We start from the raw sequence: 17,947 nt of genomic DNA on the forward strand, positions 1-17,947 counted from the left end.
AAAAATTCTTATCTTCTTTTTTTATATTCATCCTGTACTAGATGAACAAATTCTTTTTGCTTTTTCTCAGATTTTATTAATGTTTCCATGTTAGTAGAAGACAAAATGAACTTCTTAATTTTTCTATTACTCCAAATTAAACTTGTATACTTCGGATCTTCATTTAGATTTCGAAACCACTCTAATTCACTTAATTTTGCGATATGGTGTTTCAATTTCATGTCATTTCGAGGATAAAATAAAATGATATCTGCTATTACATCAAATAACGAACCCATTTTCTCCCCCCTATACCCTTGCTCAAATTATATATATTCTTCTTTACATATATATTTCAATTTTACCGAAATATAATGTTACTGATTTGGTTGAAATCGCAAAATATATGAACTAAAAAACCGATCTTTTCGATTTAGGAAAGACCGCTTTTCATTAATTTATACAGTAAGCTTTCCTCCATGATAGCAATAATACTGTGCTGCTTTAAAACTTTTAATCCTATTTAAAGACTGTTTCGCTTTTTCTATATCCAAACAAAAATTCGGATTAGCTATTACTAACTCACGATTCTCTTGAACAGCCGCATCTCCCGTAATTACACAGTCTAAATTCGGAAAATATAATGAAATATGCCCCGAAGTATGTCCTGGCGTCGCTACTATTTGACATTCATTATTCAAAATCATTTGACCATCATGCACTTTTTCATCGACGGAAATATGTTTTATATTTTTTAACTGTTGTATAAACCATTTACCAAATTCTTTTTCTTCATTTGGCATACGTTCTAACATTTCTTCAGCTTGAACTAACCTCTCTGATTTTATATCACCACTAATATAGTTAGATTCAATTTCACTAGCAATAACATTAATATTTGGGTATTTCACTTTAAAATCATATACAGCCCCTATATGATCGTCATCATAATGGGTAATAATTATATTCTTTATGTTTTTCATCTCATATCCATGTTTTAATATTGCATTTTCAATTAAAGGTAAAAAACTTGGATATCCTGTATCGACTAACGTTAATTCATTATGTAATATAATTAAACTTGGATAAATACATTGTTTTTGCCCGTTAAATTCGAATTCAATTGGTAGTTCTATTATTTTCATTTTTCTTCCCCCATACCGCTTATAAAATGCATAATAATAACTAAATCATCCACATACATCTTACAATATATATACTATTTAGCGGAACACTGTGAATCGTTACATAATCCACATTATATTATTTTGAACAGGTATTCCCCTATTTTTATGGAAATATATAATTAAGAAAAACAATAAAATTGATTAATCTCTCTCTTCTTTGTCCATCCTTTAAAAAAATCTATGTTTTTGTAAAAGGAGTGTTTATATGGAGAAACAGACCCTTTGGAAAAAGTTCAAAAAAAGCTCTGTAAACCTCGGTAAATCTAGCGTATATGAAAGTATTATTTTATTCTATACAATGAAAAAGAAAGAATTACCTAATAAAGCGAAATTCATAATATTAGCCGCTTTATCTTATTACGTATTAACAATTGATTTCATTCCAGATATAGCTGCTATTATTGGGATCGGCTTATTAGATGATGTTTTAGCAATCGCTGTAGCGCATAAATACGTGATGAGACACGCAGATGCTGAAATTCGAGAGAAGAGCAAAGTAAAGATGGAGTCATTATTTACTTCAGCACAAGCATAATGAAACTATCTAGTCATTTACCATGAGAGCATTGCAGAATAAATTCCTAAACAGTAAAAGAATTTCTCTTAGTCCTCAAACCGTAAACAAATAGGGAATCAGCACTTGTTCCTAAGTTCTGACTCCCTTTTATTTATTCTTATATCTATCTGTTATACAGTTTCATGCGTTCCCTTATATAAAACTGCTATTGCCGCTACTATAAGAATCATACCCATAAAAGCAGGTGCGGCATGACCAAGTGATACATAGATTTGTCCTCCAAGAATAGGACCAATCATTCTTGCTAAAGCTTGAATAGATTGGCTTCCACCTTGAATCCTTCCTTGTTCACTAGAACTGACAGACTTTGAAAGCATCCCGTTGAATGAAGGTCCGAAAATTGAATCCCCAAAACCATACATCAGCATCCCAGCGATAAGTAGTGGATAGAGTGAAAACAAAGCTGATGCCGCAATAAAACTGTATCCTATAATCTCCGAAACCATCCCAAGAATTGCTATTTGTTTATCACTAAGCTTGATCAAAAGCTTTGGCATGATAAAACTTTGTGAAACAATGTCTTGAAAGCCCAAAATTGAAAACATAAGTCCGATTAATGCAGGTTTCCAACTGAAAGTATCCATTGTAAATTGCGTGAAAATTGCTTGTAAAGATCCGTTAGGTATCCAAAGTAAAAACGCTGAGACAAGTAACCACTTTAAATTTTTCATGGAAAGTATGTTTGCTAGCTGTACAAAAGGATTTAACCTTACAAACGTAATCTCTTTCAACCTATTATTTTTTTCAAGGCTCTCAGGCATATATTTGATCCCATATACAACATTTATTAACGTTATGATTGCACCAAAATATATAGGTACAGTATCACCAAACTTGGCAAGTATCCCCCCAATGGTTGGGCCAATGATAGTTCCCGCACCTACAACTGCACTCACCCATCCAAAATATTTCGTTCTCTGTTCTTTTGGAATGATGTCTGCAAAATATGCGAAGATAGTACTTATGCTCCCACCTGTTATACCTTCTATTATGCGTCCAGCAAATAGTACCCATAAAGCTCCTCCTATTCCCAAAACTAAGTACCCAATTGCAGAACCAAATAAGCATATTAAAAGTAATGGACGACGGCCATACTTATCGCTTAAAGCTCCGAGTACTGGTGCAGTTAAAAACACGCAGGCCGCATATACGGAAGTTAGTAGTGTAACAACCAATGCTTGTTCTTCCGGATTACTTGTATATGGCTGTACTAAGAATGGGACTACAGGCATGATGATGCTGAAACCTATACCACAAAGAAATACAGAAATAAGTCCGAATAGTAAAGCATGTTTATCTATGCTTTTTTCAGTTCCCCTTTCATTTTTCAATCTAAATATAGACATTTAACTTCTCTCCTAAAAAAAATTGTTGCTTTGTCAACAAAATAATAACTCTATTTTGTTGATTAGTCAACAAAAATAAAATAATAAAAAAGCAGCCTATTCTCATTAGAGTAAGGCTGCCCGTAAAAGCCCGATTGGTGAGGACTGATAATCAGTGGAGATGAAGCCCCTCACTGATTAAAGTTTCACTTTATTATTAAAATATATTACGATTTAATATGTATACCTTGTTTCTTTATTTCTGCATCCAAATGTCTACTATACTTTTCCACAAAGCTAATTATACTGTTGAATTCTTCTTCAGTCACTTGTTCAAATACAGCTTTATCTCGCTCTTGAAACTCTTTATGCAAATTTTCATGGATTTTATAAATTTCTTTCCCTTGTTCGGTAAGCCTAAAATAAATTTCTTTCTTATTTTCTGACTTTTGGTAGCTTTCAACAAGGCCTTTTTGTATGAGCTTCTTAGTCATTCTACTTATAGCACCGCGAGTCACATAAAAAGCCTCTGCGAGTTGTGTCACGTTAGAATCTGCATTGTTTTCAATATATTCAATGCAGTGGACTTCAGAAGACTTAAAACCTTTAAGACCCTCTTCCATCTTATCTTTATTAAGCCAAACCAGCTTATTATATAATTCCCTGAAACCGTTCATGACCTGTTCTTCTTTATTCATGCCCTGCCCTCCTCACCGCTCATTAGCACATTAAAACTATTATATTAAATTTCTGCTTACGTTTCGACAATATTGAAATAATTATTATAACATTAAAGATATGTGTAAAAATAGGCGCTTAAATAAAATAATTTTTAAACAGCAAATTTTGCAAGTTTATTTCTACTTACAGTAAACGGTAGACAAAAAGTAAGAGCTAAGATCCTTTCTCTTAGCTCTTCTTTCATAAAACTATTTCACTTCATTAGCGACAAAAAAGTGCTCACATACACTTGATATGCGCTGTAAGTCCACATTCCCACCAGATATAACAGCCACTACTTTTTTCCCTTTTATATAACTATCAACTTTCCCTGCAAGAAGTGCAGCAGTTGCTAATGCACCTGCACCTTCTACAACAGCTTTCCCACGTTGTAATAAATCTTTCATCGCTACTTCCAGCTCTTTTTCTGATACAGTTACAATATCATCTACTAATTCTTTTACAATTTCAAATGTTAATTCACCTGGTATTTTAACTGCGCAACCATCTGCAATAGTAGGCGCCTCATAGTGTTCTACGATTGCTCCTTTATCGTAAGATGCCTTCATTCCATGAACATTATCTGCTTGGACACCAATTATATTAATGGATGGATTAAAAGATTTCAATGCTACAGAAATGCCAGAAATAATTCCGCCTCCACCAATTGGTACAATGACAGTATCTACATCCCACATATCATCAAGAATGTCTAATCCAATTGTACCTTGACCAGCCATTACCTCTACATCATCATATGGATGTAAGTATGTTTCACCTGTTTCTCTTATAATTTCTTCACATTTTGCCTTTGCATCATCAAAGGTTTCACCATGTAAAATCACTTCAGATCCATATCCTTTAGTTGCTTCAACTTTTGCCTGAGGTGCAGAAATTGGCATAACAATTTTACTCTTAATACCGAGTAAATGAGCAGATAATGCAACTCCTTGTGCATGATTACCTGCTGAACATGCAATTACACCTCTTTCTTTTTCTTGATCCGTGAGCCGCGACATTTTATTAAATGCGCCACGAAATTTAAAAGAACCCGTTAATTGCATATTTTCTAATTTCAAATGAATTTCTCCACCCGTTTTACTAGTCAAGTAAAAAGATTTTACTAATGGCGTTTTACGAGCATTTCTATCTAGAATTTTGTGAGCTTTTTTAATATCGTCTATATGTAATGGTAGTTTTCTAGTTATCATACTGACACCTCTTCCAATGTTCTATTCCTAAGTTTTCGTAAGTCGTAGCTCCTTTATACGAAAAGAAAAAGTCTTTATATATGTACCCCACTCTGAAATAAACACATTTGCAAACAATTTAACATCCTCTTCATATCGCGTTCTTTATAATGATTTAAACATGCAATTTGGATCCAATTATTCTTTTGTAAATAAGATGACTCATAATGAACGATGTATCCTTGTAATGCTAATGTATCGCCTACTACTTTAGAAGAATAATCTTCGCTCAATACAATAGTAAGTATAATTGGCGCGGCATGTTCTTTAGGTGAAACAAGCTTTAAACCCATATCAGTAATAACTTCTTCAACATAATCATATGTCTCTTTAATTTTTACAAATGCCTTTTCATCTTCAAATCTCTTCAACGCTTCTTGCAATGCATAAATTAAATTCCATGATTGTGAGTATGGAATACTTTCATTTTCTTCATACATGCCAATGTCCATATAGGCCGGCACAGCCTCGTTTATTTTTACAATGTGGTTATGAAAAACGAAAGAAATTCCTGTATATGATTTAATCGCTTTACCGCTAACACCACTTGCAAAATACACATCCTTCAAGTCTAATGGTATTGCTCCAATTGAGCTTATGCAATCTACACACAGTTTCATTTGATTCTCGTTACAAAGAGTATTTAGCTCGTTTAAATCGTTTAACATTCCAGTAGATGTTTCATGATGAACAAACCAAATCCATTCATAATTTCCAGTTGTCATAATTTCTTCTAATTCGGTATAAATAAATGGATCTCCCATTTCCTTTTTATACGTATCAAAATGTAACCGTGCTCGTTTTGCATGTCCAACTAATCTATTACCAAATTCCCCATTTGTTAATACTAGTCCTTTCCCTTTTAAAGAACGTAACTGTAAAGCAATCGCATCATTTGCTAACGTCCCTGTTCCTAACATAAGCTGTACATGTTTTGCTTTTGTCATGTGAAGTAACCGTTTTTTCACATTGTCCATCATCACTTGAAATGACTTAGAGCGATGGGAAATAGGTCGCGTAGAAAATGCCTTTCGAACGTTCTCTTCAATATCTACTGGACCAGGTAAAAACGTATATTCTTTCGTCATAATCCCCCCAACACTCGACTCTTCAAACATAGCAGGGGTAACATACATTGGCTGGAAGGCTGCTTCTTCTGTACCAACTAACGTATGGAAAGATTTGAATCCCATTTGCTCATATAAAGCTAGTTCACGTGTTGTTGCAGAAATGAGTGCTAATTCATATCCATTTAGAAGCAAATAACGATGTAGAAAACGAATTAATCCTAACAACGCTCTTCCATTTCTATATTCACGTTCTACTGAAAGTAAACGAATTTCATACACTTTTTCTCCATGCTCTTGCAAATAAATATCTAAATTTGAAATTTTATAATCTAACGAGAATGGTCGTTTTCCCCGCACTGCGACCATACCTACTAATCTATCCTCATCTAAACAAATTAAATATGTATTTTCTTTATGAAACCGATCTATACGAAACCGTTCTTTCGTTTCTTCATGTTGTGGTATCTCTTCTACAAAAGTTTTATAATTCAATTTATGTATACTTTCAAATTCCCAATCTTGATCAGCAACTTTATAAATTAACCCCATGCCTTATCTCCTTTATCTATTTAATAAAAAATGATAAGTGGAGATTATCCCCACTTATTAAACATTCATTTTATTCTCGATTTACATATAGAATGAGTACAATAATTATTCCACTTAATATAGTGGTAACAATAGAATAAGAATAAAGAATCATACAAATTGGTAAACAAGCAATCGTAATTAGTCCTGGCTTCGTAAACCCTTTAAATATTAAATAAAATACAATAAAAATGCATAAGAGGGTAAGCGCTATCAAATAATCAAATGCGATTAGTCCTCCTATAAATGTTGAAATACCTTTACCGCCCTTGCCTTTAAATAAAACTGGATAAATATGTCCAATAATAACGGTCAATAATGTTAACATTACGAATGTAGGATCTTCAAAAAGGTATTTTGCTACAGCAACAACGATTGCCCCTTTAATTGCATCACCTAAAAATGTAGCGATGAAATACCCTTTTCCATATACGCGCCCCATATTTCTTGCGCCAGGATTTCCGCTTCCTTCATCCCTAATATCAACGTTATGTCTCAATTTTGTTACTATATATGCGGTCAATATGTTTCCAATTAAATAAGAAGCCACCAAATATAAAAACTGCATACTATTAATCATGTAATCATTCACTTTCTACATGGGAATACATATACAATATTCAATTACTACGTATATTGTACGTTTTTAACATACATCCCTTTATACATTTTAACATCATATTTTTACAAATCATACAAAAATTCTCATACCTATTTTTAAAAATATATATCCCTCATTAAATAATATGTTCCTTTCACTGCCATTTCTGCTTGTGATACGAATGTAATTTCTTTCATACTTTCTTCACACCATTTCTTAAATACAGCAAATATTTCAGGAACTAAACGCAATATACTGCCACTTACTGCAATTGGCGTTGAGTGCTTAAAGTTCAACTTGTTATAAACATTTACTGTAATCCTTGCTAATTCCTTTCCAGCTTGCATCATAATTTCATGCGCATCATCATTGCCATCTCTCGCTTCCTGAATAACTAATGGGGCGATTGCTGCAATTTTATCTTTAGAAGAAGTATATACTAAGCTTTTTATATGAGACGGTGTCAAAAGTTGAAACTGCCTTTGAATATTCAAACTCAATGGACAAAGACTGATTCCTTGATCGAACTGAATTGCCATTTTCTTTAAAGCTTGTAATGCAATCCAATATCCGCTCCCCTCATCTCCTAAAATATGTCCCCATCCACCGCTATACTGATATACTTCTCCTTTTTTTCCTATACAAATTGCACCTGTACCACCTATAGTTAATATTCCATCCTTACCTTTTAAAGCAGCTGCATGTGCGATCATTGCATCATTAAAAATTTCAATTTTTGTTCCGTATTTCTTTTTTAAACGTAATGTTAATTCATTTGTATTCGCTCCGCTTATACCAGCTAATCCTAAACAAACACAAACACAATGCCCATTTATTAAACTCTTCTGGCATTGATTAATTGCTTCCATAATATGCACAAGAGCTTCTTCAAAATCTATTAATATGTTTCCAAAACCACTGGTAGCTCTTACAAGTTCATTTCCGTCTTTATCAAATGCAATTGCCTCGGTCTTCGTTCCCCCGCCATCTACTCCAATCATATACTTCATATGTTCGCCTCATTTTCATTTGCGTATGGAGGGAATGTTATATTCCCTAAAATTATGGAATTCTTAGCACCTGTTGCGCTCGGCACATTACTCGGATTACGATGATACGTTTCGTTTGCTAAAATAGCAAATGCAATTGCTTCTTTCGCTGCTGAAGAATGACCAATATCTTCTTGTATACATATGCTACATTTCTCTTCTCTTAATCCATTCCGTAACATTTCAACAAGTGTATTATTATAACTTCCACCACCACCTAAAATCACCTCATCAATTTCATAATACGGCAAAATAAACGCCTTATAATGATGAACAATTGAACATGCTGTAAACATCGTGACAGTTGCCAATATATTTTCTTTACTATGCTTTTTAAATCGATTCAATAATTCAGTCACAAACGCTTCTCCAAACTGTTCTCTACCTGTTGATTTTGGTGGTTTCATGTTCAAAAATGGATGGTTCATACAGTATGTTAAAATTTCATCTACAACTACCCCCTGCTTTGCAATCCAACCATTTTGATCATATGGTACATGAAATAATCTTTGACATACTTCATCGATTACCATGTTGCCTGGTCCAGTATCGAAAGCAATAACACTCTCTTTACTTCGTTTACTTGGAACCACTGTAACATTACCAATCCCACCAATATTTTGTAGTAGTCTATTTTTAGTTTGATGCCGATATAAAATAATCTCTGAATATGGTACAAGTGGTGCACCTTGTCCCCCTGCCGCCATGTCCATCGTTCGGAAATTCGAGATAACCGTCGTGTTCGTTTCATATGCTATTACTGCTGGTTCCCCAATTTGCAATGTTGAAGAAATAATATTCCCTTCTTGCTTTGGCTGATGATAAATCGTTTGTCCGTGAGAGCCTATTAAATCTAATTGTCTCAAAGGAAAATTGGCCTCTTTACAAACTTCCTTTACAGCATTGGCGAAGCATAAACCAAGTTTAAAATTTAAACTACATATAAGTTGGACATTCGAAGTTTCAATTGATAACGCTTGTTGGATCTCATTTTTCATATCATTACAAAATGGAACAGTAGTAAAATGGATGAGTTCGATTTTAGAATCTACACCACTTCCTTCTATATGAACGAGCGCTACATCTATTCCATCTAATGAAGTACCAGACATTACCCCTGCAATATACATAACGTGCATGACCTCCTATTTACTAAAAAACAATCATGTAAGTAACGAACGTACAACCAATCGAAAACAATATAAATCTAAAAAACAACTGAGCTTTCGATGCAAACGATCCATCAATGAAAGAAACAACTACCGTAAGCAAAACGCTTGCCGCAATACTTGTAACAAGCCAGATACTATGCATTTGTGATAGATTTAGCATGCCTAATAAAGGGACAAAAAGTAAATTTGCACAAATCACTCCAAATAATAATAAAAATACACCTTTATAACTAAATTTTATATTCATTCTATTTCCCCCTTTCTAGTTTTAATGTGAAAGAAGTGATAGACAAAAAGTCTATCACTCAAAATAACAGCGTGCAGATTAAGGATTAACAGATTCCCCGTCACCATTTTTTTCAATTTCAAGCATATTTTTGTCGTACATTTTAAAGAATGGTAAATAAATAAGGAACGATATTGCTATATTTATAAAAACTAATACAATCGCACGCCAATCTCCACCTGTTGCTAAATATGCACCAATTGGAGCAGGTAATGTCCATGGCGGCATAATATGCGTTGGTGTTACAAATCCCATCGCAGTTGCTGAATATGCAACAGTTGCTGTTACAAGTGGTGTAATGATAAATGGGATAATTAAAATTGGATTTAGTACAATCGGTAATCCGAATATGACTGGTTCATTAATATTAAAAATACCCGGAACAATACAAGTTCTTGATAATGCTTTCGAATATTTCGATCGACCAAATACAATCATAGCTAATACAAGCCCTAACGTCGCACCAGAACCGCCAATCCATATAAACCATTGATATAACGGCTCTGGTGAAATAAATGGCAACTGATCTGCTCCACTAGCAACTGCTTCACCATTTTTCCCTAGGTATACTTCCCATAATGGCCGAGCAACAGTTCCAACAACCGACACACCATGGATTCCGAATGACCAAAAAAACGTAATTAAAAACACTGGAATCATTACACCGAAGTAACTATCCCCAGCTTTTACTAATGGTGCTGCTAATTTATCAACAACATGGTGTAAATCAATGCTAAAAACGACAGTTACTAGACTCATTATAATAATAACGAATGCTGCAGGTATAAGTGCTTCAAATGAACGCGATACAGATGGCGGTACTTGTTCTGGCATTTTAATCATTACATTTTTCTTCTTACAAAACCTTAAAATCTCTACGGATAAAATAGAAACAATCATCGTCACAAATAATCCATGACCTCCGAGATTTGTCATCGGAAGCATGAATCCTTTTTTATCAATTAACTCAGGCGTTAATGTTAAAAGTAGTGAACATACCGCGAGCTGTGCTCCTGATAAAGCATCTAATTTATAACTTTTCGCTAAATTATATCCTATTCCAAATGCGATATATAAGGACATAATAAACATGGTTAAACGATATGGTATCAATATACTTGTTTGATTCTTTAATGCCCAAACTGATATAAAACTATCTTTCGGCAGTGGTGGAAATGCTACTATTAAAAAGAAGCTTCCTACTATAATAAATGGTAACGCCGAAATAACTCCATCACGGATTGCTTGTAAATGTCTCTGCTCAGAAAGCCTTGCCATCGGTCCAGATAAGTTTTTATCAAGAAACGTGACAAACTTATTCATAACGTTTCCCCCTAACTGATTAATTCATTTACAGTTTTTAATAAAGTCGGGCCGCCAAGCGGTGTGTATGCTTGCGGCGGTATGATGCCACACGGAATAGATTCCTCCTCTGCAAATTTTTTTACAGAGTCAAATCGGTGTCTTATTTGAGGTGCCACCATTACGACATCCCAGCCATTCTTTACTTCTTCCTCTACCTCATTCGTTCCAATTGCATGCACTTCCATGTTCACACCATTTTTCTCCGCTTCTTTTTTTAAAGCGTTTACAACAATTGCACTGGACATTCCTCCAGAACAGACGAACAAAACTTTCATTTATTAATCCTCCTATACTTATAATTTATTACCCTTCAAATAAAAGGAAGTTTCACTTTACTAACAAGCATATGAAGTAGTAAATGAATTTAGTTATAATGAAAGTAAATTTCATTAAAAATATTTTTCCTATTAAATTAATGTTTCAATATGCAATTTTCTCTATTGCAAGGTCAACCTCGCCTCAGATATTATTTTAAATAATCATATGATAGGGAGGCGTATAAATGATCGTTAAACGTTTATTAATGATATGTTGTATCGTTATCTTGTTCATCCCTTTCTCTTTCATTCCCCCTCACTCTACTTATGCTGAAGTAAATACTACGTACAAAAAACATGAATTACGTGCTGTATGGATCGCATCAGTTCTGAATATTGATTGGCCCTCAAAAACTGGCTTACCTATTGAAAAACAGAAGCAAGAATTTATAAGATTATTAGACGATGTAAAAAGCACTGGTATGAATGCAGTTGTTGTACAAATTAAACCAACCGCTGATGCTTTCTATCCTTCAAATTACGGTCCTTGGTCTGAATACATTACAGGAACACAAGGAAAAGATCCTGGTTATGACCCGCTCGCATTTATGATTGAAGAAACTCATAAAAGAAATATAGAATTCCACGCTTGGATTAACCCATACCGAATAACGATGAATCACACCGATATAAATCGATTATCAAATAATCACCCTGCAAGGCAACATCCCGATTGGGTTGTCACTTATGGCGGAAAGTTATATTACAATCCCGGTATTCCGGAAGTGAAAAAATTTATAACAGAAGGCGCTTTAGAAATCGTACAAAATTACGATATTGATGCGCTGCATATGGATGATTATTTTTACCCATATAAAGTAGCCGGTGAAGAATTTCCAGATCAGAAAACATACGAAACATATAATAATGGTAGATTTACAAATATAGAAGATTGGCGACGTAATAATGTAAATGAACTTGTAAAAGATTTAAATACTGCTATAAAACAAGAAAAATCATATGTAAAGTTTGGCATTAGTCCGTTCGGCGTATGGCGAAATATAGCTGACGATCCCACTGGCTCTAACACAACCGCAGGCCAAAGAAACTATGATGACCTTTATGCTGACACACGTGAGTGGATACAAAAAGGATATATTGACTACATTACACCGCAAATATATTGGAATATAGGTTTCACCCCAGCTGCATATGACATATTAGTAGATTGGTGGGTTAAAGAAACAAATAACAAACCGCTTCACCTATACATCGGTCAAGCGGCCTATAAAATTAATAATAACTCCGTCCCTGCTTGGTCTGATCCAGAAGAATATCCAAAACAAATTGCATTAAACCGGCTATATCCTGATATAAAAGGTAGTATGCATTTTAGCTTAAAAGATATTAATAACAATCCACTCGGAGTTAAAGATAGACTTTCAAAAAACATATATAAACATCCTGCATTAATCCCGCCTATGCCTTGGCTTGATCATGATCCACCAAAACAACCGACTTTAAAAGGCGCCATTCCAAGAGATGAAGGTATTGCAATCGGTATCATTGACAATAGAGATAATGATTCTGCTTATTACGCTATTTACCGCGTGAATGGGAAAAATGAAGTGGATATACAAAATCCCAAAAATTTACTTACTACTGTAAGAAAAACAAAACTTGGAGAAATTTATGTAGATAAAACCGCTATTTCCGGAGAAACGTATACCTATGTCGTAACTGCAGTTGATCGATTGCATAATGAAAGTGTGGCTTCTAGTAAATCTACTATTCAAGCAAAATAAAAGTAAGAGCCCGCATTCAAAAAAATGGGGGCTCTTACTTTTATTTTCGTAGTTCACTATATTGAATATGAATTCTATTCTCAGGATTTTTATCTACTGTGTAAAGTACAAATAAGAAGAACCATTCTAGTGGCTTCATTAAAATATAAACAAAATCAGCCGACCATTTCGTATTAATATGTTTACTAATTGGATAACCGTATTTATCATAAAAATTACGAATCACTTTATGACATTTTGGTACCCGCTCCTCAATTACATTTTCAAAAGCGTTCGCAATTAATAACTGTCGATTAACTGTAATTCTTTCCCCATGCTCGTAATGGCTTAACGATGTTTTTATGGCCTTTCACAGAAACTGTACATAAATAATGCCCATCCCCGGAGACAATTTGAGGACTTGGGGCAGGAATCTTAGAATAATTAAAACTACTTGTTTCCATAAACACTCTTATAAAACTATCTGGTTTTTGGCCAAACAGTATTAAAATAAATTGAACAATTAACAAGACAGGAAATAAACTTATCATCCAGACTGTAGCCATTTTTTGATATCCAAAAGAAATACGATACAGCAATAATATAATTCTGTTGCTCTGCGTATAATCTTTCTCATGCTGAGATTGTATGAAATAATCTAATGTATTTCTTAATTTAGCTAAGAATAATAGACTAAATGCAAGCATCCCAACTTGAATACAAAAGACTGGAATGTATCTCAATCCTCCGAGTTCCGTATAAAAGGCAAAGCCTGTATGGGTAATATAGATGAATGTATATACAATGTTTACTATCATTAAAGTACTATAAAAAATATAAAATATTGGTGAAAGTTTTGTTAAGCCTTTCGTTAATCTCCAATACGAAACCGCACCTAAAATAACTAAGAGAACTACTATAGCAATGTGGTCATGTGCTAAAGAAGCATATTGATCAGACATCATTCCGTTCTTTTCAAATTTATGTAATGGTATTCCTCCTCTTACATCATTTGCATTCCACATAATGCCTAAACCAAATATAAAATAACTCAAACATATTGATAATATTTCCTGTGGCTCGAACTTTAGTATACTTGAGGAATTTTCCTTCTTCGATTGGAAACTATCCCAAGCTTTACTAATGGGATAGCCCAGAAATAAAAATAAAATTACAAATAGGATGACTAACTCAAATAACACAATACCATACCCCTTTTATAATAATTATTTACACAAAGTACAAAAAAAAACTCTATATTTTACCATTTATTTACGTTTGCATATACAATTTTACAAAAGATTAAACGCTCTCAATTTACAAAAAAAAAACGCCTAAAAGCTGAAACATTCAACTTTTTAGGCGATCTCTTCTATTTATTCTTAAACTTCTCAGTCGCTGCTCTCATCTTCACATTTAAATCGTGATCAATTGAGTCGCGAATATCTCGCTCTACTACTTCCATTTCTTTTTTGAAATTTTCCAAGTAGATCTTCAGTTCTTCTTCCTTCTCTGGTCTTTGTGAAGGTGGTAATTGTACTACCAACGATAACATGGCCGTTAAATCTTTCATTAAGAATGTTTCAAGTTTATGTTGTTGTTCAAACATGCGTTGCTCTTGATAGTACGGAAGTGCATTTAATACTGAAATTGTAATATCATCAACCGTTCTTTGTAATGAAGGATTTATTGAGCGTTTATACGCTTGAATTGTATTTAATGCGTCTGGATAACGGTCATAAAAATACAATTTGTAAAATGATAAGTCTGTCGGTTTTACAGTTTGCTGCGCTTCTTGTCTTAAGAAATCTTTCACTTTCATCGCAGCCACATCAATATCTTCATTCGTAAGCTTTTTCGTAGTTTTTGCCATTACATGCACTTTTTTCTGCTTTTCTTTCGGTAACATCGAGAAGACTTGCTCTCTCGTACGTTGACCTGATGCACAAAATAGAGTATTTAATGTATTTTGTTCTTTCTTTCCTTCGGTGCGAATCCAGCGATAAAACAGTGGATGTTGTGTAAATTCTTGTAGAAACGGTATTGATTTGTTTGATATCTTATCTAAAGAATCTTGCGCTCTTTTATATGGCTTCGTCCATGAAAAATACAGTTTCCGCCCGAAGTATACGACTAAAACAACGACAGTAAATGCTATTAAAAGCAATGTACCGAGTAGTAATAGTACTGTTTGAATGAAACTCATTTGTTCACCTCCTCTAATAATCCGTTATTTCCTTGGACGCTGAATGAGTTTCTGCTTCATCTCATCATTAAATGTGTCTAGTTCAATAACGAACTTCTTGCTTGACTCAATAATACGTTCTGACGATTTTTCAGATGCTTCAATTGCAGCGAACACATTTTGGAATGATTCACGTAATTTATCCATGCTAATAGCAGGGTTTTCAAGCAATTTCGTCGTTTCTTCTGTATTTTGTTTTAACGCTTGAGAATTACTTAATACCATCGATTCAATTGCTTCATTCGTCGCATTTACGGCATCAATTGTTTTCCGTTGATTCGTTAATGCAAGCTGAATAGCAGCTGAAACTGTTACAACGTTTTGTGTCATCGTAATCGCATTACGTATTGCCTCTGTTAATTTTTCATTATTTTTCTTAATGATGTCTACAGAAGCTATAGATTGTAATAATACACTTTTCGCTTGCTGCATATTACGTGTACGTACAAGTATCTTTTCTAATGCATCGTTAATTAACGGAATATCCCTTTGACGCTCTGGATTTTGTTTCTCAGCTTCAAGCATGCCAGCAAGCTTTTTCCCTAAGTATACTTGTTTATCAAGCGCATGAATTTTATCGTGCGATTGTTCTTTTAACATTTCAAGACCAACTGTGTCCTCTTGTAAGTTATCACGGCCAATTAGAAGGGATCTAATAATTTCCTCGATTTGTTTATCTATAGATTGATATTTATGCACGTATGTTTCAAGTGGATTTTTCTTGAATACTTTAAACATTATTTTCTTCATACCACTTGCTTTAAGTGAATTGGGATCAAGCTCTGATACCACTTTTCGTAATTCTAACAATGTATTTGGAATTTCTTCATTTTTCCCATTCATCATCGCTGTTACAGGGCGTTTTAAAGCTGATAACGTTTGTCCTGCTGCTTGTTGCTCTTTATCCCCTAAATCTCCTAGCTGAGATAATACTTTTGATAAATCTGTATTTTGCTCGCTATTTAACTTTTGTACATAAAGATCAGCTTCTTTATTTAGTTCCTCTAATTCTTCATCTTTTATAACTGTATCAACTACTACTTCTACATTATTATCTTTCACAATGGATACAGGTTCTTTTTTCTCGAGTTCAGTCAACAAAATCGCTCCTTTATTTATATGTGCGAATTTATATGCACTATATTTCATCAATTATATCGTATTTCATACACATTCTGATTGCTTGAAATCGATTTTTTTAGAAATGTCTGTTTATGCAGTCATTCCCTGTTTCTTACTATAAGTATACCTGTAATCAACATAATTTTCCTCAGACTTAAGACCTAGAGAACTACATGCTGAAGGCGGATTCTTCATATATTTCCTAAATAATTTACGTTCTTTTAATCGTGCTACACTCAATCTTTTGACATTCACCCGTTTTCAATGTGATAATTCTATTACACTCACTTCTATTTATTTTTGCGAGCTACAAATGCTCCCTTTTGAAACGCTAATAACACTGTTTCAAACGTATCATCTTCTTCAATCATTTTTATAAACTCATCTAATTCACTTGCATGAGAAGTTGCATTATCAACAACAAGAAAGCCTTTTGGTTGTAACATACGTTTTATATGCTCAAACCACCACATGTATTGCGTGCGCTCTGAATCTAGGAAAATAAAATCAAATGAATGATCTAATTGGGAATCTAAAAATGCCCCTGCTTCTTGATTATGAATATCAATTCTTTGTAACAGGTTTGCCTTTTCAAAATTGACAAGTGCCTCTCCAACTCGTTCTGAAGAAAGCTCTACAGTTGTTACATTTCCATTTGTTTCTTCTACCGCATTAGCCAACCACAATGTAGAATAACCATTAGAAGTTCCAATTTCTAAGATATTTTTTGCATTACACCCTTTTACTAAAATTGATAAAAATTGCCCCATCTCACGAGAAACATTCCGTAATTTTTCTTCCCTTGTTTTTTTATTTCGATCATGCTCTTCTCCATATTGTTCAAGTTGCAATAATAATGAATCTACTGTATCCATTCTTTTCATCGCCTTTCCAAGCAATATGATGAAAAAACTCTTGCTGCCCGTCTACTTTTTATTATATGCGAAACAAAAACCTTTTTCCTGTTATATGACAAAGATTTATAATTTTTTATAGCATATTGTTTCGTTTTTTGGTAAAGTTAATTTCTACGTGCAATTATTCCATTCATATTATTTCATATAAAAATTGCAGTTATTAAATTATATAAACCCCATTTAAATGAATCGGTATTTCAAATTCAATTAAGCGCCCTTTTCGGACGCATTTTCTTTGTTTATATATTTCCAGAAGAAAGGATGCTTACAAATGAACGTGATTAGCTTAGATGCTGCTCGAAAACGAAAGCAGCATAAAAAATTAATGATTACTATACCGATTATTACACGTATTTATGAAGAAGACGGGGAAATTAAATTTGAGGTAGCTGGCGAAAAAGATGTACCTCTTGAAATGTTAGAAAAATAATAAAAAACGCATTTCTGAAGAAA

At 33.7% G+C, this 17,947-nt stretch carries 18 protein-coding genes and 1 pseudogene; 3 read left to right on the forward strand and 16 right to left on the reverse strand.

From position 1 onward, the window contains the following. Window positions 1-8: 8 nt before the first annotated feature. Window positions 9-278, reverse strand: coding sequence for a hypothetical protein (locus ACTFR3_RS15160; RefSeq protein ID WP_440044530.1), 270 nt, complete (start codon window positions 276-278; stop codon window positions 9-11). Window positions 279-437: 159 nt separating this feature from the next. After that, complete coding sequence (locus ACTFR3_RS15165) at window positions 438-1,124, reverse strand: MBL fold metallo-hydrolase (RefSeq protein WP_440044531.1); 687 nt, start codon at window positions 1,122-1,124, stop codon at window positions 438-440. 247 nt (window positions 1,125-1,371) lie between these two features. Here ACTFR3_RS15165 and ACTFR3_RS15170 point away from each other — a divergent pair, with 247 nt between their 5' ends. Further along, window positions 1,372-1,701 carry a YkvA family protein gene (locus ACTFR3_RS15170; RefSeq protein ID WP_000415079.1) on the forward strand — a complete coding sequence of 110 codons (330 nt, stop codon included), beginning with the start codon at window positions 1,372-1,374 and terminating at the stop codon, window positions 1,699-1,701. A gap of 152 nt (window positions 1,702-1,853) precedes the next feature. Here ACTFR3_RS15170 and ACTFR3_RS15175 read toward each other — a convergent pair whose 3' ends face one another. The 10 genes from ACTFR3_RS15175 to ACTFR3_RS15220 all read right to left on the reverse strand — a co-directional run bounded on the left by ACTFR3_RS15175 (window position 1,854) and on the right by ACTFR3_RS15220 (window position 11,444). Continuing rightward, window positions 1,854-3,089, reverse strand: a complete 1,236-nt coding sequence (locus ACTFR3_RS15175; protein ID WP_000021784.1) for an MFS transporter — start codon at window positions 3,087-3,089, stop codon at window positions 1,854-1,856. Between the two features lie 206 nt (window positions 3,090-3,295). Then, window positions 3,296-3,766, reverse strand: a complete 471-nt coding sequence (locus ACTFR3_RS15180; RefSeq protein ID WP_001030904.1) for a MarR family transcriptional regulator — start codon at window positions 3,764-3,766, stop codon at window positions 3,296-3,298. 231 nt (window positions 3,767-3,997) lie between these two features. Next, window positions 3,998-4,999, reverse strand: a complete 1,002-nt coding sequence (gene tdcB / locus ACTFR3_RS15185) for a bifunctional threonine ammonia-lyase/L-serine ammonia-lyase TdcB (RefSeq protein ID WP_000632955.1) — start codon at window positions 4,997-4,999, stop codon at window positions 3,998-4,000. A 74-nt stretch (window positions 5,000-5,073) separates the two neighbouring features. Further along, on the reverse strand, window positions 5,074-6,657 hold the full coding sequence (locus tag ACTFR3_RS15190) for an aminotransferase class V-fold PLP-dependent enzyme (protein WP_000523061.1): 1,584 nt from the start codon (window positions 6,655-6,657) through the stop codon (window positions 5,074-5,076). 70 nt (window positions 6,658-6,727) lie between these two features. Further along, a complete protein-coding gene (gene plsY, locus ACTFR3_RS15195; RefSeq protein WP_025688161.1) occupies window positions 6,728-7,276 on the reverse strand; it encodes a glycerol-3-phosphate 1-O-acyltransferase PlsY in 549 nt (182 codons plus the stop codon). A 137-nt stretch (window positions 7,277-7,413) separates the two neighbouring features. Next, window positions 7,414-8,307: a BadF/BadG/BcrA/BcrD ATPase family protein gene (locus ACTFR3_RS15200; protein WP_000876588.1), complete on the reverse strand. Its 894-nt coding sequence runs from the start codon at window positions 8,305-8,307 to the stop codon at window positions 7,414-7,416. Next, complete coding sequence (gene anmK, locus ACTFR3_RS15205; RefSeq protein WP_000274965.1) at window positions 8,304-9,476, reverse strand: anhydro-N-acetylmuramic acid kinase AnmK; 1,173 nt, start codon at window positions 9,474-9,476, stop codon at window positions 8,304-8,306. Before anmK ends, ACTFR3_RS15200 begins: the two co-directional genes overlap by 4 nt. 22 nt (window positions 9,477-9,498) lie before the next feature. Then, window positions 9,499-9,765 carry a hypothetical protein gene (locus ACTFR3_RS15210; RefSeq protein WP_001021963.1) on the reverse strand — a complete coding sequence of 89 codons (267 nt, stop codon included), beginning with the start codon at window positions 9,763-9,765 and terminating at the stop codon, window positions 9,499-9,501. A 78-nt stretch (window positions 9,766-9,843) separates the two neighbouring features. Then, a complete protein-coding gene (locus tag ACTFR3_RS15215; RefSeq protein WP_001032280.1) occupies window positions 9,844-11,127 on the reverse strand; it encodes a PTS sugar transporter subunit IIC in 1,284 nt (427 codons plus the stop codon). Between the two features lie 11 nt (window positions 11,128-11,138). Beyond that, window positions 11,139-11,444, reverse strand: coding sequence for a PTS sugar transporter subunit IIB (locus ACTFR3_RS15220; RefSeq protein WP_000865907.1), 306 nt, complete (start codon window positions 11,442-11,444; stop codon window positions 11,139-11,141). Between the two features lie 227 nt (window positions 11,445-11,671). Here ACTFR3_RS15220 and ACTFR3_RS15225 point away from each other — a divergent pair, with 227 nt between their 5' ends. Beyond that, window positions 11,672-13,231 (forward strand): glycoside hydrolase family 10 protein, encoded by a 1,560-nt coding sequence (locus tag ACTFR3_RS15225; protein ID WP_025688153.1) that lies wholly within the window; start codon window positions 11,672-11,674, stop codon window positions 13,229-13,231. Window positions 13,232-13,271: 40 nt separating this feature from the next. Here ACTFR3_RS15225 and ACTFR3_RS15230 read toward each other — a convergent pair. From ACTFR3_RS15230 to ACTFR3_RS15245, 4 genes and pseudogenes are all read right to left on the reverse strand, one after another. Next, a pseudogene (locus tag ACTFR3_RS15230) lies at window positions 13,272-14,412 on the reverse strand (DUF6688 domain-containing protein). 170 nt (window positions 14,413-14,582) lie between these two features. Then, window positions 14,583-15,416, reverse strand: a complete 834-nt coding sequence (locus ACTFR3_RS15235; RefSeq protein ID WP_000008369.1) for a DUF3974 domain-containing protein — start codon at window positions 15,414-15,416, stop codon at window positions 14,583-14,585. 24 nt (window positions 15,417-15,440) lie between these two features. Then, entirely contained in the window at window positions 15,441-16,553 is a 1,113-nt protein-coding gene (locus ACTFR3_RS15240; RefSeq protein WP_000137407.1) for a toxic anion resistance protein, read from the reverse strand. Window positions 16,554-16,867: 314 nt separating this feature from the next. Next, on the reverse strand, window positions 16,868-17,461 hold the full coding sequence (locus ACTFR3_RS15245; protein WP_002094007.1) for an O-methyltransferase: 594 nt from the start codon (window positions 17,459-17,461) through the stop codon (window positions 16,868-16,870). A 304-nt stretch (window positions 17,462-17,765) separates the two neighbouring features. Here ACTFR3_RS15245 and ACTFR3_RS15250 point away from each other — a divergent pair, with 304 nt between their 5' ends. Next, entirely contained in the window at window positions 17,766-17,924 is a 159-nt protein-coding gene (locus tag ACTFR3_RS15250; RefSeq protein ID WP_001100984.1) for a hypothetical protein, read from the forward strand. Window positions 17,925-17,947: the final 23 nt, after the last annotated feature.

Source organism: Bacillus cereus group sp. MYBK14-1 (assembly GCF_051916885.1).
Lineage (GTDB): Bacteria > Bacillota > Bacilli > Bacillales > Bacillaceae_G > Bacillus_A > Bacillus_A cereus.